Below are 22,995 nucleotides of genomic sequence, written 5' to 3'. Positions count from 1 at the left end.
CGCCCTCGGCGTCCCCCCGGGCTTCGGTTTCCGGCCCGGCCGCGCCGTCCGCCCCCTCGGGAGCCTCTGCCTCGGCGGTGGGCCCTGCGGGGCTTTCCCCCACCCCGCCCCTTCCCGAAACCAGGGGCTCCGCCCCTGGACCCCGCTCCTCGGCTCCGCCGGAGACCGGGCCCGCGGCCCCCTCCGCGGGCTCCGCCGTCCCCTCGTCCCCGCTCCCGGGGGCGGCGGGCCGGGCCGCCGCCCCCTCGGCTTCGCCGGTGACCGGGACTTCGGCCCCCTCCGCTGCCGTCCCCTCGTCCCCGCTCCCCGGGGCGGCGGTCTGGGCCGCCGTCCCTTCGGCTGCGCCGGAGACCGGGCCTGCGGCCCCTTCCGCCGGGCCCTGGGCGGCGGCTTCGGGCTGGGCCGAGTCGGGGGTCGCTTCCTCCGCGGCAGCGGCTTCGGATGGGCGGTCCGTACTCACAACGTGCTCCAGTCCTGATCGGGGTAGCGGTGCAGCGGCGCCGAAACATCGTCCAGCGCCCGGCAGATCTCCTCCGGAAGACTAAGGGCCTCCACCGACAGAGCCGCCGCGAGCTGCGCCGACGTCCGCGCGCCGACGATCGGCGCCACCACCCCCGGCCGGTCCCGGATCCAGGCCAGGGACACCTGCAGCGGGGTCACCGCCAGGCCCTGGGCCGCCGTCACCACCGCGTCCACGATGCGCCCCGCCGCCTCGTCGAGGTACGGGTCCACCAGCGCGGCCAGCGTCGGCGAGGCGCCTCGGGAGTCCGCCGGGATGCCCTCCCGGTACTTGCCGGTCAGGACCCCGCGCCCCAGCGGGGAGGAGGGCAGGAGTCCGACGCCCAGGTCCAGCGCGGCGGGCAGCACCTCCCGCTCCACGCCCCGTTGGAGCAGCGAGTACTCCATCTGCGTGGAGGCCAGCCGGGTGCGCGCCCCCGGGGCCGCGAGCTGCCAGGTCGCCGCCTTCGCCAGCTGCCAGCCGCAGAAGCCCGCGACCCCGGCGTACCGGGCCCGGCCGCTCGACACCGCCAGGTCCAGCGCCTGGAGGGTCTCCTCCAGCGGGGTCGCCGGGTCGAAGGCGTGGACCTGCCACAGGTCCACGTAGTCCGTGCCCAGGCGGGACAAGGAGTCGTCCAGGGCCGAGAGCAGGTGCCCGCGCGAGCCGTCGAACCGCCGGTCCGGGTCCGGCACGCTGCCGGACTTGGTCGCGATGACCAGGTCCCGGCGCGGCACGAGCCCGTCCAGCAGCCGCCCGAGGAGGTACTCCGCCTCCCCGCCGCCGTACACGTCGGCGGTGTCGACGAGCGTGCCCCCCGCCTCCCAGAACGTCTTCACCTGTTCGGCGGCGGCTTCCTCGCCGGTGTCGCGGCCCCAGGTGAGGGTGCCGAGGCCGATCCGGGAAACGCGCAGTCCGGTGCGGCCGAGATGCCTCTGCTCCATGGACGCTGAGACTACTGGGGCACTGACGCGGCGGACCCTGGCGCGCTACAGTCCCCCGCAGACCAACGTTACTGATCGGTAAACCGGCACACCGTAAGGGGACGAACATGAGGCTCGGCATCAATCTCGGCTACTGGGGCGCGGGCATGGACGCCGACAACCTCGCCGTCGCCCAGGAGGCCGACCGGCTCGGCTACGACGTCTGCTGGGCCGCCGAGGCCTACGGCTCGGACGCCCCGACCGTGCTCGCCTGGGTCGCCGCCCAGACCGAGCGCATCGACGTCGGCTCCGCCATCCTCCAGATCCCGGCCCGCCAGCCCGCGATGACCGCCATGACGGCCGCCACCCTGGACTCCCTCACCAAGGGCCGCTTCCGGCTCGGCCTCGGCGTCTCCGGCCCCCAGGTCTCCGAGGGCTGGTACGGCGTCAAGTTCGACAAGCCGCTCGCCCGCACCCGGGAGTACGTGGAGATCGTCCGCAAGGCGATGAGCCGCGAGCGCCTGTCCTACGAGGGCGAGCACTGGACCCTCCCGCTGCCCGGCGGCCCCGGCAAGCCGCTCAAGCTCACCGTGCACCCGGAGCGCGAGCACATCCCGCTCTACATCGCCGCCATCGGCCCGAAGAACCTGGAGCAGACGGGCGAGATCGCCGACGGCGCCCTGCTCATCTTCCCGGCCGCCGAGCACCTGGAGGCCACTGCGCTCACGCACCTGCGCGCGGGCCGCGAGAAGGCCGGCCTGACCATGGACGGCTTCGACGTCTGCCCGACCGTGCCGCTGGCCCTCGGTGACGACGTGCCCGCGCTCGCCGACATGTTCCGCCCGTACACCGCCCTGTACGTGGGCGGCATGGGCAGCCGGAAGCAGAACTTCTACAACCAGCTGGCCCAGCGCATGGGCTACGAGAAGGAAGCCGCCGAGATCCAGGACAAGTACCTGTCGGGCGACAAGACCGGCGCGGCCGAGGCCGTCCCGCACTCGCTGATCGACTCGACCACGCTGCTCGGCCCGGTCGAGCGGATCGCGGACGGGATGCGGGCCTACGCGGAGGCCGGGGTCACCACCCTCACGCTCGCCCCGGCCGGATTCACCCTGGACGAGCGGATCGCCGCCCTGCGCGCCGGCACCGAGGCCCTGGAGCGCGCGGGCCTCGCCTAGTTGCGTGGCCCAAGCCTGCGGCCGTGGTGGGGGCTCGGGGGGTCTTCCCCGCCACGGCCGACACAGCCAACAACGCCGCGGGCGCCCGCCGGGTTACGCGCCCCGGTCCATCGCCTCGTTTCGTTCATTCGGACGAGTAGTGCGACCTATCGGTTGCCCGCCCCGGCGGGCGGGGTTTGACTCGAAACATGCTCTCTGCCCGCAGCCTGTTCCAGGAGATCGTCGACAACGACGACTCCTTCCAGCTGTTCTGCTCCATCGCCGCCAGCGGGGAGTCCCAGGGAGGCTGGGAGAACGCCCGCATCGCGGCCCTCGTACCGGAGTCGATGCGCGATCTCGCCCCCAAGATCACCCGGCATGGCGCCGACGAGGACAAGCACGGCCGGATCTTCAACGCCCTGCTGCGCAAGCGCGGCCTGCCGCCCGTCCCCGTACCCCCCGAGACCGACTACACGATGCTCCTGGAGCGCAGCGGCATCGGCCTCGCGCACGAGAAGCTGCGCCGGGACGAGCCGCTGACCGAGCGCGACATCGTGGTCTACCTCTCGCACAGCCGCGTCACCGAACAGCGTGCCGCCGACCAGATGGACATGCTCGTCAAGCACTTCGGCGACCATCCCGAGGTCGGCAAGGCCATCCGCGTGATCAGCCACGACGAGGACAACCACCTCGCCTACTGCCACGAGGAGTTGCTGCGCCTGGCCGGGGCGGGCCACGGCCGCACCATCCAGCGGGTGCTGCGGCAGAGCGCGCTCGTCGAGATCGCCGTCTACCGCGACGTGAGCCTCGCCGTCATGGCCCACATGGGGCGGCTGCTGCACTGGCCCGCGCCCAAGGCGGCCGCGCTCGCCGCCGGCATCCGCGGGATGTACGCGTACGAGCGCTTCGCCGGCTGGCACCGGATGGTCGGCCTGCACATGCCGGAGCGGCGCGACGCGCTGGGCGGCGCACCGGTCACCTCGCCCGAGTTCGCCTGAGCCCGAGGGCGGTCCCGAACGGGCCGTCTCAGAGCCAGCCCCGGCGTTTGAACATCCGGTGCAGGCCCAGACACGCGCCCACCATCACGAGGAGCACCAGCGGATAGCCCCAGGTCTGCTTCAGCTCCGGCATGTCGTCGAAGTTCATGCCGTAGATCCCCGCCACCATCGTGGGGACGGCCGCCATCGCCGCCCAGGCCGAGATCTTGCGCATGTCGTCGTTCTGCCGGACCCCCATCTGCGCCAGGTGCGCGGCCAGCGCGTCCGACAGCAGCCGGTCCAGGCCCTCGATGTACTCGTTCGCCTTGGTCAGGTGGTCGGCGACATCGCGGAAGAACGGCTGCGAATGCTCGTGGACGAAGGGCACCTCCCCGAAGGCGAGCCGGTCCATCGGCTGGAGCAGCGGGCTCGTCGCCCGGCGGAACTCCAGCACCTGCCGCTTGAACCCGTAGATCCGGGCGGCGGTGTTCTTGGTGTCCAGGGAGTTCGGCGCGAACACCTCCGCCTCCAGCTCCTCCAGGTCCGACTGGAGCTCGGCCGCCACGTCGATGTAGTGGTCCACCACCGCGTCGGACACCGCGTACAGCACCGCCGTCGGGCCGTGCCGCAGTACGTCGGGCTCGTGCTCCAGCCGTCGCCGTACGGCGGCCAGCGGAGACCCCTCGCCGTGCCGGACCGTGACGACGAAGGAGTCGCCGATGAACACCATCAGCTCGCCCGTGGTCACCGTGTCGGTGGCGTCGTCGTACTGCACCGGCTTGAGGACGACGAACAGCGAATCGTCGTACACCTCCAGCTTGGGCCGCTGGTGCGCGGTCAGCGCGTCCTCCACCGCAAGCGCGTGCAGACCGAACTCGCTCCGGACGTGGTCGAATTCCTTCGCCGTCGGCTCGTGCATCCCGACCCACAGGAAGGCGTCACCGGTCGCCCGCGCCTCGTCGAGGGCGTCCGAGAAGTCCTCCGGTCCCTCGGTACGGCGGCCGTTCCGGTAAATCGCGCAGTCCACAATCACCCGGGCATTCTTCCCTGCCCGGGACCCGCCCGCACGCCGGCGGCACCGCTTAGGCTGGCGCCATGGCCACGCTGATCCTCGTACGACACGGGCGGTCCACCGCCAACACCGCCGGACTGCTCGCCGGATGGACCCCGGGAGTCACCCTCGACGAGCGGGGCGCCGAGCAGGCCGCCGCGCTGCCCGCACGCCTCGCGGGGGTCCCCCTCGCCGCCGCCGTCAGCAGCCCGCTGGAACGCTGCCGGGAGACCCTCGCCCCGCTGCTGGCCGCCCGGCCGGAGCTGGAGCTGCACACCGACGAGCGGATCGGCGAGTGCCACTACGGCGACTGGTCGGGCCGCAAACTCTCCGAACTGGCCGACGAACCCCTGATGAAGATCGTCCAGCAGCACCCTTCGGCGGCCGCCTTCCCCGGCGGCGAGTCCATGCGCGCCATGCAGGCCCGCGCCGTGGACGCCGTACGAGACTGGAACGCGCGGATCGAGGAGGAGCACGGGAGCGACGGCGTGTTCCTGATGTGCTCGCACGGGGACATCATCAAGTCCCTTGTCGCTGACGCCCTCGGCATGCACCTGGACCTCTTCCAGCGCATCCACGTCGACCCCTGCTCGGTGACCGCCATCCGCTACACCCCGACCCGCCCGTTCCTCTTCCGGCTGGGCGACACCGGGGACTTCGGCTCGCTCGTACCGCGCCCGGCCGCACCGGACAAAGCCGTAGAAGACGGCGGGAACGGGGTGGTGGGAGGCGGCGCGGGCGCGGTGTGATCGAACGGCGCAGTAGGGTGGACTGGCCTTCTAAAAGCGCAGCCCGCCGCGTGCAGCCCTGCCCCTGCCGCCGAGACTTGGAGACTGGACGTGCCCCGTCAGGTGTTCCTCTACGACCCGCCGGACCGCTTCGTGGCCGGCACGGTCGGCTTGCCTGGACGCCGTACGTTCTTCCTGCAGGCCTCCGCCGGCCCCCGCGTCACCAGCGTCTCCCTGGAGAAGACCCAGGTCGCGGCGCTGGCCGAGCGGATGGACGAGCTGCTGGACGAGGTCGTACGGCGCACCGGCGGCAACGCCCCGGTGCCCGCCGTCGCCCCCGCCGAGGCCGCCGACACCGCGCCCCTGGACGTCCCCGTCGACGAGGAGTTCCGCGTCGGCACCATGGCCCTGGCCTGGGACGGCGAGGAACAGCGCATGATCGTCGAGGCGCAGGCGCTCGTGGAACTCGAGGCCGACTCGGACGAGGATCTCGCCGAGGCGGAGGAGCGGCTGCTCCAGGACGAGGAGAACGGCCCGCCGATGCTGCGGGTCCGCCTCACCGGCGCCCAGGCCCGGGCCTTCGCCAAGCGGGCCCTGGACGTGGTCAACGCAGGCCGCCCGCCGTGTCCGCTGTGCAGTCTGCCGCTGGACCCGGAGGGGCACGTGTGCCCGCGCCAGAACGGCTACCGGCGCCAGGCGTGACCGGGACGGGGGAACACGAGGAACTGCTCACCAAAGGTGAGCTGACCGTCGTCGGCCGGATCCGGGAGGCGTCCAACGCCGCCCTGCTGTGCACGGTCACGTACGACGGCGTGAGCGCCGACTGCGTGTACAAGCCGGTCAAGGGCGAGCGCCCGCTGTGGGACTTCCCCGACGGGAACCTCGCCCAGCGCGAGGTCGCCTCCTACCTGGTCTCCGAGGCCACCGGCTGGGGGCTGGTGCCCACGACCGTGCTGCGCGACGGGCCGTACGGCGAGGGCATGGTCCAGCGGTGGATCCACACCCCCGAGGACGAGACCCCCGGCGCGCAGCTCCTCGCGCTCGTCGAGGGTGAGGAGGCGGGGGAGGGCTGGAAGCCCGTCGCCTTCGCCGAGGTCGGCGAGGGCCGCACCGCCCTGCTCGTCCACGCCGACGACCCGCGGCTGCGGCGGCTCGCCGTCCTCGACGCCGTGATCAACAACGGCGACCGCAAGGGCGGACACCTGCTGCCCGCGCCCGACGGGCGCCTCTACGGCATCGACCACGGGGTCACCTTCCACGCCGAGGACAAACTGCGCACCCTCCTGTGGGGCTGGGCGGGGGAGCCGCTGACCGCCGAGGCGCGCGAGGTGCTGGCCACCCTGACCGCCGAGCTGGCCGAGGGCGCCCCGCTCGCCACCCGCCTGGCCCAACTGATCACGGCGGTCGAGCTGGCCGCCGTACGGGAACGGGTGGCGCAGCTGCTGCGCACCGGGATCCACCCGCAGCCCTCCGGGCAGTGGCCGTCGATCCCCTGGCCGCCGGTCTGAACCGGCCAGTCGCGACACGCACAGATCCGGCCAGACCGCAAGAGTGCCGATCAAGACAACAGTGCAGGTCCGGTTCGTTTCCGGAACATCCGTCCGGTTAGGCTCGAGACATGCATGCCTGGCCCGCTTCCGAGGTCCCCGCCCTTCCTGGCAAGGGCCGCGACCTCAAGATCCACGACACCGCGACCCAGGGGACGATCACCCTCGCCCCCGGTCCCGTCGCCCGTATCTACGTCTGCGGCATCACCCCGTACGACGCGACCCACATCGGTCACGCGGCGACCTACAACGCGTTCGACCTAGTACAGCGCGTGTGGCTCGACACCAAGCGGCAGGTCCACTACGTCCAGAACGTCACGGACGTGGACGACCCGCTCCTGGAGCGGGCGCTGCGCGACGGCCACGACTGGACCGAGCTCGCCGAACGCGAGACGGCCCTCTTCCGCGAGGACATGACCGCCCTGCGCATGCTGCCGCCGCAGCACTACATCGGAGCCGTCGAGGCCATACCCGGAATCGTGCCGCTGGTCGAGCGGCTGCGGGACGCGGGCGCCGCGTACGAGCTGGACGGCGACATCTACTTCTCCGTCGAGTCCGACGCGAACTTCGGCCAGGTCTCCAACCTGGACGCCGAGGCGATGCGGCTGCTGTCCGCCGAGCGCGGCGGCGACCCCGACCGGCCGGGGAAGAAGAACCCGCTCGACCCGATGCTGTGGATGGCGGCCCGCCCGGGCGAGCCGAGCTGGGACGGCGGCTCGCTGGGCCACGGCCGGCCGGGCTGGCACATCGAGTGCGTGGCGATCGCCCTGGACCACCTGGGCATGGGCTTCGACATCCAGGGCGGCGGCTCCGACCTCGCCTTCCCGCACCACGAGATGGGCGCCTCGCACGCGCAGGTGCTGACGGGCGAGTTCCCGATGGCCAAGGCGTACGTACACGCCGGCATGGTGGCCCTGCACGGCGAGAAGATGTCGAAGTCCAAGGGCAACCTGGTCTTCGTCTCTGCGCTGCGGCGGGCCGGGGTCGACCCCGCGGCCATCCGCCTGGCCCTGCTGTCGCACCACTACCGGGACGACTGGGAGTGGACGGACGCCGTCCTCGCCGAGGCGGTGGCCCGGCTGGAGCGGTGGCGCGCGGCCGTGTCCCGCCCGGACGGCCTGCCGGCGGACGCCCTGGTCGAGGAGGTCCGCGAAGCCCTCTCCAACGACCTCGACGCCCCTGCGGCCCTGGCCGCCGTGGACCGCTGGGTGGACGCGCAGAACGCCTCCGACGGCGACGACGAATCGGCCCCCGGCCTGGTCTCCCGCACGGTGGACGCCCTCCTGGGCGTAGCCCTGTAGTCTGCGGCGCCGCTGCCGAGGGCTCCGCCCGGGCGGAAGCAAGACGCCGGGCCGACCGCACATGCGGTCGGCCCGGCGTTCTACTCGGCCCGGCTACGCCTCCGGGGTGTCGTCGCCCGGTTCCTCCGGCGGAGCCGGCGGCTCCTCGGCAGGGGAGTCCTTCCGCTTCGGACGGGTCAGCCCGCTGGAGGTGTCCCGGAGGTACGAGCCGTCGCCCGGCTCGCCGGCGGACCCGGCGGCAGGGTCACGCCGCCGCAGGTACCGCTCGAACTCCCGGGCAATGGCGTCCCCGGACGCCTCCGGCAGATCCGCGGTGTCCCGCGCCTCCTCCAGCGTTTGGACGTACTCCGCCACCTCGCTGTCCTCGGCGGCCAGTTGGTCCACGCCCAGCTGCCACGCCCGCGCGTCCTCCGGGAGTTCGCCCAGCGGGATCCGGATGTCGATCAGATCCTCCAGCCGGTTCAGCAGCGCCAGCGTCGCCTTCGGGTTCGGCGGCTGGGAGACGTAGTGCGGCACCGCCGCCCACAGCGACACCGCCGGGACACCCGCGTGCGTACAGGCCTCCTGGAGGATGCCCACGATCCCCGTCGGGCCCTCGTACTTGGTCTCCTCCAGGTCCATGGTCCGCGCCAGGTCCGCGTCCGACGTGACCCCGCTCACCGGCACCGGCCGCGTGTGCGGCGTGTCCCCGAGCAGCGCCCCCAGGATGACCACCATCTCCACGCCCAGTTCGTGCGCGAAGCCGAGGATCTCGTTGCAGAACGACCGCCACCGCATGGACGGTTCGATGCCGCGCACCAGCACCAGGTCGCGCGGCTTCGCGCCGCCGATCCGGACCACGGACAGCCGTGTCGTCGGCCAGGTGATCTTCCGTACCCCGTTGTCCAGCCACACCGTCGGCCGGTTGACCTGGAAGTCGTAGTAGTCCTCGGCGTCGAGCGCCGCGAACACCTCGCCCTTCCATTCCCGGTCCAGGTGTGCGACCGCACCGGAGGCCGCGTCACCCGCGTCGTTCCAGCCCTCGAACGCGGCCACCATGACCGGGTCGATCAGCTCGGGCACGCCCTCAAGCTCGATCACCCAGGTCTCCTTCCGAAGTTCCCTTGCGTACGTGGGTCAGCCTAAGCCTTGATGAGGCACGGGCCACAGCCCACGACAGAGGGGCGGTTCCCCTCGGAACCGCCCCTCTTCCCCACCTGCGTGAGAGCTATGCCTCCGGCTATGCCTTGTGGCTCAGCATCTCCTCGACGCGGGCCCGTACGGCCTCGTCGTCCAGACCGCGGATGGTCACCGTCGTGCGGCGGCGCAGCACGTCGTCGACCGTCTCGGCCCACTCGATGTCCCGGGCGTAGGCGACCTGCGCCCAGATCTCCGGACCGTCCGGGTGGATGCGCTCGGCCAGCGCCGGGTCCTCGTTCGCGATGCGCGCGATGTCGAAGGCCAGCGAGCCGTAGTGCGAGGCCAGGTGGCGGGCGGTGAGCGGGTCCATCCGCGTGCCGGGCTCGCGGTCCACCAGCAGCCGGTGCGCGACCGCGTTCGGATTGGCGACACCGGGCAGCGCGATCCGGCGGACCAGGGACTTCACCGGCTCCATGTCCTCGGTCAGCGGGCTGCCGGGGAGCTTGGACAGCTTGTCCATGACCACACGGCCGATGTGGCGGTACGTGGTCCACTTGCCGCCGGCGACCGACAGCATGCCGCCCGCGCCTTCGGAGACCACCGTCTCGCGCTTGGCCTTCTCGACGCCGCCGGGGCCGCCGGGAAGTACCCGCAGGCCCGCGAAGGCGTAGGTCATCAGGGAGCGGTCCAGGTCCGCGTCCTTCACCGAGAAGGCCGCCTCGTCCAGGATCTGCTGGATGTCGGCCTCGGTGGCGCGCACGTCCGCCGGGTCGCCCTCGTACACCTCGTCGGTGGTGCCGAGCAGCAGCTGGTCCTCCCAGGGGAGGGCGAAGGTGATGCGGTACTTGTCGATCGGGGTGGCCATGGCGGCCTTCCACGGCGACTTGCGCTTCATCACGATGTGCGCGCCCTTGGAGAGGCGGATCGACGGCATCGCGTGCTTGTCTTCCATGCGCCGCAGGTGGTCCACCCACGGGCCGGTGGCGTTGAGCACGACGCGCGCGTCCACCCCGAACTCGGTGCCGTCCAGGCGGTCCTTGAGCTCGGCGCCGGAGACCCGGCCGCGCGTCATGCGCAGGCCCGTGACCTCGGCGTGGTTGAGGACGACCGCGCCGGACTCGACGGCCGCGCGGACCGTCATGACGGCGACGCGGGAGTCGTTCATCTGGTGGTCGTAGTAGACCGCGACGGCCTTGAGGTTGTCCGTTTTCAGACCGGGGTTGTCGGCGACGGCACGGGCCGGGGATATGACCTTGCCCATGCCGTCGCCGAAGGCCGAGAGGGCGGAGTAGGCGAAGACGCCCGCGCCCAGCTTGGCCGCACCCACCGGACCGCCCTTGTAGACCGGCAGGTAGAAGGTGAGCGGGTTGACCAGGTGCGGGGCCACGTCCTTGGCCAGCACCCGCCGCTCGTGGTGGTTCTCGGCCACCAGCTTGACCGCGCCGGTCTGCAGGTAGCGCAAGCCCCCGTGGACGAGCTTGGAGGAGGCGGAGGAGGTGGCGCCGGCGAAGTCACCGGCGTCCACCATGGCGACCCGCAGACCCGACTGCGCGGCGTGCCAGGCCACCGAGGTGCCCAGGATGCCACCGCCGATGACCAGGAGGTCGTACGTGGCCTTCGCCAACTGCTCGCGGGTCTCGGCGCGGCTCGCGTTCGAACCGGCGGTCGGGTGCGTGCCCAGTGCGGTCACGCTCTGCAGGCTGCTCATATCTCTCTTAGCTCCTCGTCGATAGCGTCAGCTGAGTGAGGTCAGCTGGCGTCTTCGTCGTCGACCCAGCCCATGGACCGCTCGACGGCCTTGAGCCAGCTCTTGTACTCGCGGTCGCGCTGCTCGGCAGGCATCCGCGGGGTCCACTCGGCCGCGCGGCGCCAGTTGGCGCGCAGGGCGTCGGTGTCGGGCCAGAAGCCGACGGCCAGGCCGGCGGCGTAGGCGGCGCCGAGGCAGGTGGTCTCGGCGACCATCGGGCGCACCACGGGGGCGTCCAGGAAGTCCGAGAGCGTCTGCATCAGCAGGTTGTTGGAGGTCATGCCGCCGTCGACCTTGAGGGCGGCGAGCTCGACGCCCGAGTCCTTGGTCATGGCGTCGGTGATCTCGCGGGTCTGCCAGGCGGTGGCCTCCAGGACGGCACGGGCGATGTGCGCCTTGGTGACGTACCGGGTGAGGCCGGCGATCACACCGCGGGCGTCGGCGCGCCAGTACGGGGCGAACAGGCCGGAGAAGGCGGGCACGAAGTAGGCGCCGCCGTTGTCCTCGACCGAGGAGGCCAGCGTCTCGATCTCGGCCGCGGACTTGATCAGGCCCATCTGGTCGCGCATCCACTGGACGAGCGAGCCCGTGACGGCGATGGAGCCCTCCAGGGCGTAGACCGGCTTCTTGTCGCCGATCTGGTAGCCGACCGTGGTCAGCAGGCCGCTGTAGGAGTTGATGATCTTGTCGCCGGTGTTCATCAGCATGAACGTGCCGGTGCCGTACGTGGACTTCGCCTCGCCCTCGGCGAAACAGGTCTGGCCGAACAGCGCGGCCTGCTGGTCACCGAGCGCCGAGGCGACCGGGACGCCGGCGAGGACGCCGTCCTTGACATGGCCGTAGACCTCGGCGGAGGACTTGATCTCCGGGAGGACGGTGAGCGGCACGTCCATGGACTCGGCGATCTTCTCGTCCCAGGCCAGGGTGTGCAGGTTCATCAGCATGGTGCGCGAGGCGTTGGTGACGTCGGTGACGTGGACGCCGCCCTGGGCGCCGCCCGTGAGGTTCCAGATGACCCACGAGTCCATGGTGCCGAAGAGGATGTCGCCGGCCTCGGCGCGCTCGCGCAGGCCCTCGACGTTGTCGAGCAGCCAGCGCACCTTCGGGCCCGCGAAGTAGCTGGCGAGGGGGAGGCCGGTCTCGCGGCGGAAGCGGTCCTGGCCGACGTTGCGGCCGAGCTCCTTGCACAGGGCGTCGGTGCGGGTGTCCTGCCAGACCAGCGCGTTGTGCACCGGCTCGCCGGTGTTCTTGTCCCACAGGACGGTGGTCTCGCGCTGGTTGGTGATGCCGACGGCCTTGACGTCGGCGGCGGTGATCTCGGCCTTGGCGATGGCGCCGGCGACGACCTCCTGGACGTTGGTCCAGATCTCGGTGGCGTCGTGCTCGACCCAGCCCGGCTTCGGGAAGATCTGCTCGTGCTCCTTCTGGTCGACGGCGACGATGCGGCCGTCGCGGTCGAAGACGATGCAGCGGGAGGAGGTGGTGCCCTGGTCGATCGCGGCGATGAAGGGGCCGGTGCTGCTGGTCATGGTGGCTGCTCCTGGCAGGTCTCGTGAGTAGGCGGAATCAGGAGGGCGGTGCGGATCTTACGAACGCGGCCGAAGCTGATCAGGCGAACGCGATGTTGTACAGACCGCCGGCGAGCGCGGCACCGACGAGCGGGCCGACCACCGGGATCCAGGAGTACCCCCAGTCCGAGCCGCCCTTGTTGGGCAGCGGGAGCAGGGCGTGCACGATGCGCGGACCGAGGTCGCGCACCGGGTTGATGGCGTAGCCGGTCGGACCGCCCAGCGAGAGGCCGATGCCGACGACCACGAACGAGGTGATCAGGACGCCGATGACGCCCAGGCCCTTGCCGTCGCCCTGGAGGCCCTGGGTCAGGATGGCCAGGACCAGGACGGCGGTGCCGATGATCTCCGTCGCCAGGTTCTGGACGACGTTGCGGATCTCGGGGCCGGTGGAGAAGATGCCGAGCACCGGGCCGGCGACGTCGTGCGGGTGCGGGTCCTCGGGACCGAGGCGGGCGTCCTTGATGTTCTCGGGGTCCGCCAGGTGTGCGCGGAACTGCCCGTAGTACGTGATCCACATCAGGACCGCGCCGAGCATCGCGCCGAGCAGCTGGCCCGCGAAGTAGACGGGGACGTCACCCCACTCGCCGGTCTTGACGGCGATGCCGACGGTGACCGCCGGGTTGAGGTGCGCGCCGGAGAGCGGCGCGGAGACGTAGGCGGCGATCAGGACCGCGAAGCCCCAGCCGAAGGTGATCGCGAGCCAGCCGGCGCCGCGGGCCTTGGAGCTCTTGAGGGTGAGGGCGGCGCAGACGCCACCGCCGAGCAGGGTGAGCAGGGCGGTACCGATGGTCTCGCCGATGAAGATGTCGGAGCTGGACACCCGCGACTCCTTTGTCTTACGTCCAGGGATGGGTGGACACCGGGTCCCTCCGGTGGTCCACACGCACTCGGTGAGTGCTGCACCGGTCCTTGGCCTCGCCATACCTTAGCGCGTATTGCCGGTAGGTGTTCGACAATGCCGACCGATGAACGGCAGTTTTCCGCCTGAGTGAAGAACGCGTCAAGGGTCGGCCAGGTCAAAGAACCGGATCGTTACCACTCGGTACGATCGCCCAAATCAGGCCATTTGATGATCAGGAAAGAAAAAAATCCACCCAAATGGCGCACGGAGTGGCCTTTGGGTGGACAGGTTGCGATCAGGTCAAGCTCAGAACCGGCCGGCCCCGAGGTCGCGCGAAACCGACCGCGCACAATCCCGCACGGAGGCCACCAGGGACGCCCGGGGCTCCCCGGACTCCCCGCAGACCCGCTCCACGGCCCCCGCGACCGCCACCGCGCCGACGGGCATCCGGCGCCGGTCGTGGATGGGCGCCGCCACCGAGGCGATGCCCTCCCAGGTCTCCTCCACGTCCGAGGCCCAGCCCCGCGCCCGGGTCAGGTCCAGGACCTCCTCGAAGCCCGCCATGTCCGTGACTGTGCGGGGCGTGAACGCCTCCCGGTCCACCTCCACCGCCTCGGTGTGCGCGACCGGGTCGTACGCCGACAGCACCTTGCCCAGGGCCGTGGAGTGCAGCGGCTGCATGGCCCCCACCTCCAGCACCTGGCGGCTGTCGTCGGGCCGGAAGACGTGGTGCATGATCAGCACCCCGCTCTTGTGCAGCACCCCCACGTACACGCTCTCCCCGCTCGCCCGGGCCAGGTCGTCCGTCCAGACCAGGGCTCGGGCGCGCAGCTCGTGCACGTCCAGGTAGCTGTTGCCCAGGCGCAGCAGCTCCGCGCCCAGCTGGTAGCGGCCGGACGCGGGGTCCTGCTCCACGAAGCCCTCGGCCTGCAGGGTGCGCAGGATCCCGTGCGCCGTGCCCTTGGCCAGGCCGAGGGCGGAGGCCACGTCCGACAGGCCCAGCCGGCGCTCCCCGCCCGCCAGGAGCCGCAGCATCGCAGCGGCTCGTTCGAGCGACTGGATGTTCCGTGCCATCGCGCAGCCTCCTGCTGACGTAGTTCGACAATGCTGAACACTATCGGTCGATGCCGACCTTATGCATGGTTGGGCGGTTCCGGAGCGGCGCCGCTCGGTGCACGCCCGGCGCAGGGCCCCGCGCACAGAATGCAGTCCGGCACGTGGGACAACCTCACCGGGGCGGGTGCCGCCGGTTACCCTGGCCGCGTGCACCCTTGACACAGAAGGGGTGCAAAGCCGACAGCCGTCGCATCCCAGGGAGCTCTCCATGGCCTCGTTGCCGAACCTGCCCGCCGACACACAGACCCGGGCCGATGCCCTCCGAGAGGCGTTCGCCACGCGCGTGGTGGTGGCCGACGGGGCGATGGGGACGATGCTCCAGGCGCAGGACCCGACGATGGAGGACTTCCAGCAGCTGGAGGGCTGCAACGAGGTCCTGAACATCACGCGTCCCGACATCGTGCGCTCGGTTCACGAGGCCTATTTCTCGGTGGGCGTGGACTGTGTGGAGACCAACACCTTCGGTGCGAACTACGCGGCGCTCGCGGAGTACGACATCGCCGAGCGGAACTTCGAGCTCTCGGAGTCGGGCGCGCGCATCGCCCGCGAGGTCGCGGACGAGTTCACGGCCTCGACCGGGCAGCAGCGCTGGGTCCTGGGCTCCATGGGGCCGGGTACCAAGCTGCCCACCCTCGGCCACATCACGTACGCGCAGATCCGCGACGCCTACCAGATCAACGCCGAGGGCCTGATCTCCGGTGGCGCGGACGCGCTGCTCGTCGAGACCACCCAGGACCTCCTCCAGACCAAGTCCTCCATCATCGGCGCCCGCCGCGCCATGGAGGCCCTCGGCGTCACCGTCCCGCTGATCTGCTCCGTCACCGTCGAGACCACCGGCACCATGCTGCTCGGCTCGGAGATCGGCGCGGCGCTGACCGCGCTGGAGCCGCTCGGCATCGACATGATCGGGCTGAACTGCGCCACGGGCCCGGCCGAGATGAGCGAGCACCTGCGCTACCTGGCGCGCAACGCCCGGATCCCGCTGTCCTGCATGCCCAACGCCGGCCTGCCCGTCCTGACCAAGGACGGCGCCCACTACCCGCTGACCGCCCCGGAGCTCGCGGACGCCCAGGAGACCTTCGTACGCGAGTACGGGCTCTCCCTGGTGGGCGGCTGCTGCGGCACCACCCCCGAGCACCTGCGCCAGGTCGTCGAGCGGGTCCGCGGCACGGCCGTCACCGAGCGCAGCCCCCAGCCCGAGCCCGGCGCCGCCTCGCTCTACCAGACGGTGCCGTTCCGCCAGGACACCTCGTACATGGCGATCGGTGAGCGGACGAACGCGAACGGGTCCAAGAAGTTCCGCGAGGCCATGCTCGACGGCCGCTGGGACGACTGCGTGGAGATGGCGCGCGACCAGATCCGCGAGGGCGCGCACATGCTCGACCTCTGCGTCGACTACGTGGGCCGCGACGGCGTCGCCGACATGGAGGAGCTTGCCGGCCGCTTCGCCACGGCCTCCACGCTGCCGATCGTCCTGGACTCGACCGAGGTTCCCGTCATCAAGGCGGGCCTGGAGAAGCTGGGCGGCCGCGCCGTCATCAACTCCGTGAACTACGAGGACGGCGACGGCCCGGAGTCCCGCTTCGCGAAGGTCACCCGCCTCGCCCAGGAGCACGGCGCCGCGCTGATCGCGCTGACCATCGACGAGGAGGGCCAGGCCCGTACCGTCGAGCACAAGGTCGCCATCGCCGAGCGCCTGATCGAGGACCTCACCACCAACTGGGGCATCCGCGAGTCGGACATCCTCATCGACACCCTGACCTTCACCATCTGCACGGGTCAGGAGGAGTCCCGGGGCGACGGCATCGCGACGATCGAGTCGATCCGCGAGCTCAAGCGCCGCCACCCGGACGTCCAGACCACCCTGGGTCTGTCGAACATCTCCTTCGGTCTGAACCCGGCCGCCCGTGTCCTGCTGAACTCGGTCTTCCTCGACGAGTGCGTGAAGGCGGGCCTGGACTCGGCGATCGTCCACGCGAGCAAGATCCTGCCGATCGCCCGCTTCGACGAGGAGCAGGTCTCCACCGCCCTCGACCTCATCTACGACCGCCGCGCCGAGGGCTACGACCCGCTGCAGAAGCTCATGGCGCTCTTCGAGGGCGTCAACACCAAGTCCCTCAAGGCAGGCCGCGCCGAGGAACTCCTCGCGCTGCCCCTGGAGGAGCGGCTTCAGCGCCGGATCATCGACGGTGAGAAGAACGGCCTGGAGGCCGACCTCGACGAGGCCCTGCAGACCCGCCCGGCCCTGGACATCGTCAACGACACCCTGCTGGAGGGCATGAAGGTCGTCGGTGAGCTGTTCGGCTCCGGCCAGATGCAGCTGCCGTTCGTCCTCCAGTCGGCCGAGGTCATGAAGACGGCCGTCGCCTACCTCGAGCCGCACATGGAGAAGTCGGACGACGAGGGCAAGGGCACGATCGTTCTGGCCACCGTGCGCGGCGATGTCCACGACATCGGCAAGAACCTCGTCGACATCATCCTCTCCAACAACGGCTACAACGTCGTGAACATCGGGATCAAGCAGCCGGTCTCCGCGATCCTGGAAGCCGCGCAGGAGCACAAGGCCGACGTCATCGGCATGTCCGGCCTCCTCGTCAAGTCGACGGTGATCATGAAGGAGAACCTGGAGGAGCTCAACCAGCGCAAGCTGGCCGCCGACTACCCGGTCATCCTCGGCGGCGCCGCCCTGACCCGCGCCTACGTCGAACAGGACCTCCACGAGATCTACGAGGGCGAAGTCCGCTACGCCCGCGACGCCTTCGAAGGCCTCCGCCTCATGGACGCCCTCATCGCCGTCAAGCGCGGCGTCCCCGGAGCCACCCTGCCCGAGCTCAAGCAGCGCCGCGTCGCCAAGCGCGACACACCGCTCGTCCAGGTCGAGGAGCCGGAGGAGCCCGGCGGCCGCTCCGACGTGGCCGTCGACAACCCCGTCCCCACCCCGCCGTTCTGGGGCACCCGCGTGGTCAAGGGCATCCCGCTCAAGGACTACGCCTCCTGGCTCGACGAGGGCGCCCTCTTCAAGGGCCAGTGGGGCCTCAAGCAGGCCCGCGCCGGCGGGGCCACGTACGAGGAGCTCGTCGAGAGCGAGGGGCGTCCGCGCCTGCGCGGCCTGCTCGACAAGCTGCACACGGAGAACCTCCTGGAGGCGGCCGTCGTCTACGGCTACTTCCCCTGCGTGTCCAAGGGCGACGACCTGATCATCCTGGACGAGGAGGGCAACGAGCGGACCCGCTTCACCTTCCCGCGCCAGCGCCGCGGCCGCCGCCTGTGCCTCGCGGACTTCTTCCGTCCGGAGGAGTCCGGCGAGACCGACGTCGTCGGCCTCCAGGTGGTCACCGTCGGATCGAAGATCGGCGAGGCCACGGCCAAGCTCTTCGAGTCCGACTCCTACCGCGAGTACCTGGAGCTGCACGGCCTGTCCGTCCAGCTCGCCGAGGCCATGGCCGAGTACTGGCACGCCCGCGTCCGCGCCGAGCTCGGATTCGGCGGCGAGGACCCGGCCAAGGTCGAGGACATGTTCGACCTCAAGTACCGCGGCGCCCGCTTCTCCCTCGGCTACGGTGCCTGCCCCGACCTGGAGGACCGCGCCAAGATCGCCGACCTCCTCCAGCCGGAGCGCATCGGGGTCCACCTCTCCGAGGAGTTCCAGCTCCACCCGGAGCAGTCCACGGACGCGATCGTGATTCACCACCCCGAAGCGAAGTATTTCAACGCACGCTGAGGCAGACCGACGTACAATTGTCGGTCCCATACAGGCCGGTCGCCTGTTCCCCGGGGTGATGCCCCGCGGGAAGAGGTGACCGGCCTTCTCGTCCCTTCTGAGAGGCGCGCGCATGACGAGCACCGTTCCCGCCCCCGTCGCCCGTACGGCCGACGGCTCGGCCCTCCAGGCGGTGCTGCTCGACATGGACGGCACCCTCGTCGACACGGAGGGCTTCTGGTGGGAGATCGAGGCTGAGATCTTCCACGAGCTCGGCCACCGGCTCGACGAGTCCTGGCGCGACATCGTCGTCGGCGGCCCCATGACCCGCAGTGCGGCCTTCCTGATCGAGTCCACCGGCGCCGACATCACCCTCACCGAGCTCAGCGTCCTGCTGAACGAGCGCTTCGAGGCGCGCATCGCCGACCGGGTGCCCCTCATGCCCGGCGCCGAGCGGCTGCTGAGCGAGCTGGCCCGGCACAACGTGCCCACCGCCCTCGTCTCCGCCTCCCACCGCCGGGTCATCGACCAGATCCTGCTGACCCTCGGCCGCGACCGCTTCACCATGACCGTCGCCGGCGACGAGGTGGCCCGCACCAAGCCGCATCCCGACCCCTACCTGCTCGCCGCCCGGACCCTCGGGGCGCACCCCTCGCGCTGCGCCGTCATCGAGGACACCGCCACCGGTGTCGCCGCCGCCGAGGCCGCGGGCTGCCGGGTCGTGGCCGTCCCCTCGGTCGGTGTGATCGCGCCCGCGCCCGGCCGTACGGTCGTCCGCTCGCTGGAGGACGTGGACCTGCCGTTCCTGCGCTCCCTCATCACTCCGATGAACTGAGCGCACACGCTCCGTACCGAATGGAATCCCGTCAGGACCGAGGTCCTGCGGAAGGATCTTCCGTCGCAGGCCCCGGAGGCTGAAATTCCATCCCGCCCGGGGCAGTTGCCCAGGGTGACCTTCGTCACCTGCGACACCCCGGACGGGCCTGTCCGGGGCCTCCGACGCCTTCCCTTGTGTCCGGATTGATCAGCTCCTGACCGAGTCTGTGCAGAGCCTCAGATGGACAGCCAGTCCGCTCCCATCACGGTGCGATTACGCCCCAAGTCGGGCCAGTTCCAGCCATCCCGTCCCGGACCACTAGGGTCGATGCGGGCGCATCGCCGCACCTCTGCCATCCCGGACGCACACCCCTGTGCCGGGATCGCGTGGACCGATCGTCACACCACCGGCCCGATCGTTCCGCCCTGAACGGGCGACCGCCGCGAAGTGCCCTTTACGTCGCTTTGATCAAGTGCCGGTTACAGGGAGTACTTCCAGCATGAACCGCAAGACCATGGTGCTGACGGCCGCGGCCGGACTGCTCACCCCCGCGCTGGCCGCATGCGGCAGCGCGAGCGGCGGAGGAGCAGGATCCGGAGCGATCGTCGTCGGCACCACCGACCGGTTCGAAGCCGCCGATACCGCCCCCGCCCCGTTCGACCCCGCCTACGCCTACGACGCCGGCGCCTGGAACGTACTGCGCCAGACCGTCCAGACGCTCATGCACACCCCGCGCGGCGGCGGCCAGCCCGTCCCCGAAGCGGCCTCCGACTGCCGCTTCACCGACGTCGGCAACGAGAGCTACCGCTGCACCCTGCGCCCCGGGCTGAAGTTCGCGAGCGGCGACCCGCTCACCGCCAAAGACGTCAAGTTCTCCATCGACCGCGTCCTCGCCATCAAGGACGAGAACGGCCCGTCCTCGCTGCTCTCCACCCTCGACAACGTCGAGGTCAAGGGAGCCGACACCGTCGTCTTCCACCTGAAGACCCCCGACGCGACCTTCCCGTTCAAGCTCTCCACCCCCGCCACCGGCATCGTCAGCGAGAAGAACTACGAAGCCAGGAAGCTCCGCGAGGGCTTCGCCGTGGACGGCTCCGGCCCGTACACGATGAAGGCCGAGGTCAAGAACGACCGGCTCGTCCGCGCCGTCTTCACCAAGAACCCGAACTACAAGGGCGACCTCAAGCTCCGCAACGACAAGGTCGAACTGCGCACCTACGCCGACTCCGCGGCCATGGGCAAGGCACTGACCGACGGGTCCATCCACATGGTCTCCCGCACCCTCTCGCCCGCCCAGATCACCGAGCTGTCCGCCCGGCCGCCCAAGGGCGTCAAGCTCGTCCCCATGCCCGGCCTGGAGATCCGCTACCTCGGCTTCAACACCGAGGCCCCCGTCGTCAAGGACAAGGCCGTACGCCAGGCCCTCGCCGCCGCGGTCGACCGCAACGCGGTCATCTCCAAGGTCTACGGCAAGTCCGCGCAGCCGCTCTACTCGCTGGTCCCCACCACCGTGACCGGCCACGTCAACTCCTTCTTCAGCAAGTACGGCGAGGCCAACACCGCCAAGGCCGCCACCCTGCTGAAGGACGCCGGGATCAAGACCCCGGTCAAGCTCACCCTGAACTACACGTCCGACCACTACGGCGACGGCACGGCCGCCGAGTTCGAAGCCCTCAAGACCCAGCTGAACTCCACCCAGCTGTTCGACATCACCGTCCAGGGCAGCGAATGGGCCGACTTCCGCCCCGCACAGAAGAAGGGCGACCACGCCGCATACGGGCTCGGCTGGTTCCCCGACTACCCGGACGCCGACAACTTCCTCGCCCCGTTCCTGGAGCAGGACAACTTCCTGGGCACGCCCTACGCCAACAGCGCGGTGCGCACCCGGCTCATCCCCGAATCCCGGCGCGCCGTCGACCGCAACGTCGCCGTCCCCGCGATCACGGAGATGCAGGACATCGTCGCCGAGGACGTGCCCGTCCTGCCCCTGTGGCAGGGCAAGCAGTACGTCGCCGCACGCGACGGGATCACCGGAGTGGAGTGGTCGGTCAACGCCATCTCCGACCTCCAGCTGTGGGAGCTCGGCCGGGGTGTCAGCGGCTGAGACCGGCAACAACCGGCAGCGGGTGTCGCGGGCCGGAGCAACGAAACAGTTCGACTGTGAAGGACGTTCGCGTGATACGACGTAACCAGTGGCTGGCGGCCCCGCTCGGCGCAGCCACCGCCGCCGCGCTGCTCAGCGGTTGCGGCTCGACCGATGGCTCCAACGCCGGCAGCGGCAAGGGCGTGGTCATGGGGATCTCCGACAAGGTGAAGTCCACCGACCCGGCCTCCGGCTACGACCCGGGCTCCTGGCTGCTCTTCAACAACGTCTTCCAGTCGCTGCTGAGCTTCCCCAAGGGCGGCACCACCCCCGAGCCCGACGCCGCCCAGGCATGCGGCTTCGAGGGCAGCGACAGCAAGGTGTTCAAGTGCACCCTGCGCTCCGGCCTGAAGTTCAGCAACGGCCACTCCCTCACCTCCAAGGACGTCAAGTACTCCTTCGAGCGCACCCTGAAGATCAACGACGAGAACGGCCCCGCCGTCATGCTCGCGTCGATCGCCGGCATCGACGCCCCCGACGGCAAGACCGTCGTCTTTCGCCTCAAGACGCCCGACGCGACCTTCCCCAGCAAGATCGCATCGGGTGCGGGCTCCATCGTCGACCACAGCGAGTACCCGGCCGACAGGCTCCGCACGGACAACAAGGCCGTCGGCTCCGGCGTCTACAAGCTGGACTCCTTCAGCGAGAAGAGCGCCAGCTTCTCGGTCAACGACTCCTACACCGGCAAGGCCAAGGCCAAGAACAACGGCGTGACGCTGAAGTTCTTCAACGGCGACCAGGCCGCCCTCAAGACGGTCCTGGAGAGCGGCGACGTCGACTTCGCCTTCCGCGGCCTGGCCGCCAAGGACATCGCAGGCCTCGCCGCCGCCAAGACCGGCGACAACAAGGTCGACGTCGTCCAGGGCACCGGCGCCGAGGTCGAGCACATGGTCTTCAACATGAACGACCCGGTCGCCGGCAAGCTCCCCGTCCGCAAGGCCATCGCCTACCTCGTCGACCGCGAAGCGCTCGTCAAGGACGTGTACGCGGGCACCGCCGCCCCGCTCTACTCGATCGTCCCGGCCGGCATCGCCGGACACACCACCCCCTTCTTCGACCGCTACGGCGGCAGCCCGAACGTCGAGAAGGCCAAGGCCGTCCTCAAGGCCGCCGGCATCAACGGCAAGATCAAGCTGACCCTGTACTCCACCCCGTCCCGCTACGGCCCCTCCACCGACCAGCAGTTCCAGGTCATCGCCAAGCAGCTCAACGACAGCGGCCTCTTCGAAGCCGACATGAAGTCCGTCGAGTTCGAGCAGTACGAGAAGGACATCCAGGACGGCAAGTACGGCGTCTACGTGAAGGGCTGGGTGCCGGACTACCCGGACGCCGACAACTTCACCCAGCCGTTCTTCGGCCCGGACAACGTCCTCCACAACAACTACGACAACAAGGAGATCAGCGGGACCATCATCCCGTCGACCTCCGCGAAGTCCGACCGCACCGCGGCCAACACCGACTACAACCGGCTCCAGGACATCGTCGCCGACGAGCTTCCGATCCTCCCGCTCTGGCAGGGCAAGCAGTACGCCGTCACCCGCCAGAACGTGACCGGCCTGCAGTGGTCCCTGGACGCCTCGACCGTCTTCCGCTTCTGGGAGATCAGCAAGGGCTGAGCACCCGGACGACGGAAGGGGCCGGGGGGGGGGGGGGCGGCGGCGCGCCCGCCCCCCCCCCCCCCCCCCCCCCCCCCCCCCCCCCCCCGGCGCCCCCCCCCCCCCCCCCCCCCCCCCCCCCCCCCCCCCCCCCCCCCCCCCCCCC

The 22,995-nt window shown here is 70.7% G+C and carries 17 protein-coding genes and 1 pseudogene; 10 read left to right on the top strand and 8 right to left on the bottom strand.

Translation table 11 applies throughout. From position 1 onward, the window contains the following. Window positions 1-460: pseudogene (locus tag ACGFYU_RS12010) on the bottom strand (hypothetical protein); the annotation flags it as partial. Continuing rightward, entirely contained in the window at window positions 457-1,440 is a 984-nt protein-coding gene (locus ACGFYU_RS12005; protein WP_393827167.1) for an aldo/keto reductase, read from the bottom strand. The pseudogene ACGFYU_RS12010 and the gene ACGFYU_RS12005, both read right to left, overlap by 4 nt. Window positions 1,441-1,547: 107 nt before the next feature. On the opposite strand from ACGFYU_RS12005, the gene ACGFYU_RS12000 reads away from it, so the two are divergent. Next, window positions 1,548-2,597, top strand: a complete 1,050-nt coding sequence (locus tag ACGFYU_RS12000; RefSeq protein ID WP_393827166.1) for an LLM class F420-dependent oxidoreductase — start codon at window positions 1,548-1,550, stop codon at window positions 2,595-2,597. Window positions 2,598-2,785: 188 nt separating this feature from the next. Next, window positions 2,786-3,574, top strand: a complete 789-nt coding sequence (locus ACGFYU_RS11995) for a ferritin-like domain-containing protein (protein WP_393827165.1) — start codon at window positions 2,786-2,788, stop codon at window positions 3,572-3,574. A gap of 28 nt (window positions 3,575-3,602) precedes the next feature. Here ACGFYU_RS11995 and ACGFYU_RS11990 read toward each other — a convergent pair whose 3' ends face one another. Beyond that, window positions 3,603-4,586 (bottom strand): magnesium and cobalt transport protein CorA, encoded by a 984-nt coding sequence (locus ACGFYU_RS11990; RefSeq protein WP_393827164.1) that lies wholly within the window; start codon window positions 4,584-4,586, stop codon window positions 3,603-3,605. Window positions 4,587-4,648: 62 nt separating this feature from the next. On the opposite strand from ACGFYU_RS11990, the gene ACGFYU_RS11985 reads away from it, so the two are divergent. From ACGFYU_RS11985 to mshC, 4 genes are all read left to right on the top strand, one after another. Further along, entirely contained in the window at window positions 4,649-5,353 is a 705-nt protein-coding gene (locus ACGFYU_RS11985) for a histidine phosphatase family protein (protein ID WP_393827163.1), read from the top strand. Window positions 5,354-5,443: 90 nt separating this feature from the next. Continuing rightward, on the top strand, window positions 5,444-6,034 hold the full coding sequence (locus ACGFYU_RS11980) for a DUF3090 domain-containing protein (protein WP_189739916.1): 591 nt from the start codon (window positions 5,444-5,446) through the stop codon (window positions 6,032-6,034). Next, window positions 5,998-6,840 carry an SCO1664 family protein gene (locus tag ACGFYU_RS11975; RefSeq protein ID WP_393827162.1) on the top strand — a complete coding sequence of 281 codons (843 nt, stop codon included), beginning with the start codon at window positions 5,998-6,000 and terminating at the stop codon, window positions 6,838-6,840. The genes ACGFYU_RS11980 and ACGFYU_RS11975 overlap by 37 nt, the downstream gene beginning before the upstream one ends. Window positions 6,841-6,950: 110 nt before the next feature. Then, the gene (gene mshC / locus ACGFYU_RS11970; protein ID WP_393827161.1) at window positions 6,951-8,180 is read left to right on the top strand and encodes a cysteine--1-D-myo-inosityl 2-amino-2-deoxy-alpha-D-glucopyranoside ligase; all 1,230 of its coding nucleotides are present in this window, start codon (window positions 6,951-6,953) and stop codon (window positions 8,178-8,180) included. A 93-nt stretch (window positions 8,181-8,273) separates the two neighbouring features. On the opposite strand, the gene ACGFYU_RS11965 is transcribed toward mshC, so the two are convergent. The 5 genes from ACGFYU_RS11965 to ACGFYU_RS11945 form a co-directional block, all read right to left on the bottom strand. Then, window positions 8,274-9,260 carry a PAC2 family protein gene (locus ACGFYU_RS11965; RefSeq protein ID WP_393827160.1) on the bottom strand — a complete coding sequence of 329 codons (987 nt, stop codon included), beginning with the start codon at window positions 9,258-9,260 and terminating at the stop codon, window positions 8,274-8,276. A 139-nt stretch (window positions 9,261-9,399) separates the two neighbouring features. Beyond that, window positions 9,400-11,007, bottom strand: coding sequence for an FAD-dependent oxidoreductase (locus ACGFYU_RS11960; RefSeq protein WP_393827159.1), 1,608 nt, complete (start codon window positions 11,005-11,007; stop codon window positions 9,400-9,402). Window positions 11,008-11,048: 41 nt separating this feature from the next. Then, complete coding sequence (gene glpK / locus ACGFYU_RS11955) at window positions 11,049-12,575, bottom strand: glycerol kinase GlpK (RefSeq protein WP_393827158.1); 1,527 nt, start codon at window positions 12,573-12,575, stop codon at window positions 11,049-11,051. Between the two features lie 79 nt (window positions 12,576-12,654). Further along, window positions 12,655-13,437, bottom strand: a complete 783-nt coding sequence (locus tag ACGFYU_RS11950; RefSeq protein ID WP_393827157.1) for an MIP/aquaporin family protein — start codon at window positions 13,435-13,437, stop codon at window positions 12,655-12,657. A 327-nt stretch (window positions 13,438-13,764) separates the two neighbouring features. After that, a complete protein-coding gene (locus ACGFYU_RS11945; RefSeq protein ID WP_393827156.1) occupies window positions 13,765-14,532 on the bottom strand; it encodes an IclR family transcriptional regulator in 768 nt (255 codons plus the stop codon). Between the two features lie 250 nt (window positions 14,533-14,782). On the opposite strand from ACGFYU_RS11945, the gene metH reads away from it, so the two are divergent. From metH to ACGFYU_RS11925, 4 genes are all read left to right on the top strand, one after another. Next, on the top strand, window positions 14,783-18,295 hold the full coding sequence (gene metH / locus ACGFYU_RS11940; protein WP_393827155.1) for a methionine synthase: 3,513 nt from the start codon (window positions 14,783-14,785) through the stop codon (window positions 18,293-18,295). A 112-nt stretch (window positions 18,296-18,407) separates the two neighbouring features. Beyond that, window positions 18,408-19,109: an HAD family hydrolase gene (locus tag ACGFYU_RS11935; RefSeq protein ID WP_393827154.1), complete on the top strand. Its 702-nt coding sequence runs from the start codon at window positions 18,408-18,410 to the stop codon at window positions 19,107-19,109. Window positions 19,110-19,590: 481 nt separating this feature from the next. After that, window positions 19,591-21,195, top strand: coding sequence for an ABC transporter substrate-binding protein (locus ACGFYU_RS11930; RefSeq protein ID WP_393827153.1), 1,605 nt, complete (start codon window positions 19,591-19,593; stop codon window positions 21,193-21,195). 71 nt (window positions 21,196-21,266) lie between these two features. Further along, window positions 21,267-22,850 (top strand): ABC transporter substrate-binding protein, encoded by a 1,584-nt coding sequence (locus ACGFYU_RS11925; RefSeq protein WP_393827152.1) that lies wholly within the window; start codon window positions 21,267-21,269, stop codon window positions 22,848-22,850. Window positions 22,851-22,995 lie beyond the last annotated feature (145 nt).

Source organism: Streptomyces sp. NPDC048337, from assembly GCF_043201175.1.
In the GTDB taxonomy this organism is placed as follows: domain Bacteria; phylum Actinomycetota; class Actinomycetes; order Streptomycetales; family Streptomycetaceae; genus Streptomyces.
This window is presented reverse-complemented; position numbering and strand designations above follow the sequence as displayed.

Coding starts and splice junctions, on each gene's coding strand:
- ACGFYU_RS12005 (WP_393827167.1), bottom strand. CDS start 1,440: ATGGAGCAGAGGCATCTCGGCCGCACCGGACTGCGCGTTTCCCGGATC.
- ACGFYU_RS12000 (WP_393827166.1), top strand. CDS start 1,548: ATGAGGCTCGGCATCAATCTCGGCTACTGGGGCGCGGGCATGGACGCC.
- ACGFYU_RS11995 (WP_393827165.1), top strand. CDS start 2,786: ATGCTCTCTGCCCGCAGCCTGTTCCAGGAGATCGTCGACAACGACGAC.
- ACGFYU_RS11985 (WP_393827163.1), top strand. CDS start 4,649: ATGGCCACGCTGATCCTCGTACGACACGGGCGGTCCACCGCCAACACC.
- mshC (WP_393827161.1), top strand. CDS start 6,951: ATGCATGCCTGGCCCGCTTCCGAGGTCCCCGCCCTTCCTGGCAAGGGC.
- ACGFYU_RS11960 (WP_393827159.1), bottom strand. CDS start 11,007: ATGAGCAGCCTGCAGAGCGTGACCGCACTGGGCACGCACCCGACCGCC.
- glpK (WP_393827158.1), bottom strand. CDS start 12,575: ATGACCAGCAGCACCGGCCCCTTCATCGCCGCGATCGACCAGGGCACC.
- ACGFYU_RS11945 (WP_393827156.1), bottom strand. CDS start 14,532: ATGGCACGGAACATCCAGTCGCTCGAACGAGCCGCTGCGATGCTGCGG.
- metH (WP_393827155.1), top strand. CDS start 14,783: ATGGCCTCGTTGCCGAACCTGCCCGCCGACACACAGACCCGGGCCGAT.
- ACGFYU_RS11935 (WP_393827154.1), top strand. CDS start 18,408: ATGACGAGCACCGTTCCCGCCCCCGTCGCCCGTACGGCCGACGGCTCG.
- ACGFYU_RS11930 (WP_393827153.1), top strand. CDS start 19,591: ATGAACCGCAAGACCATGGTGCTGACGGCCGCGGCCGGACTGCTCACC.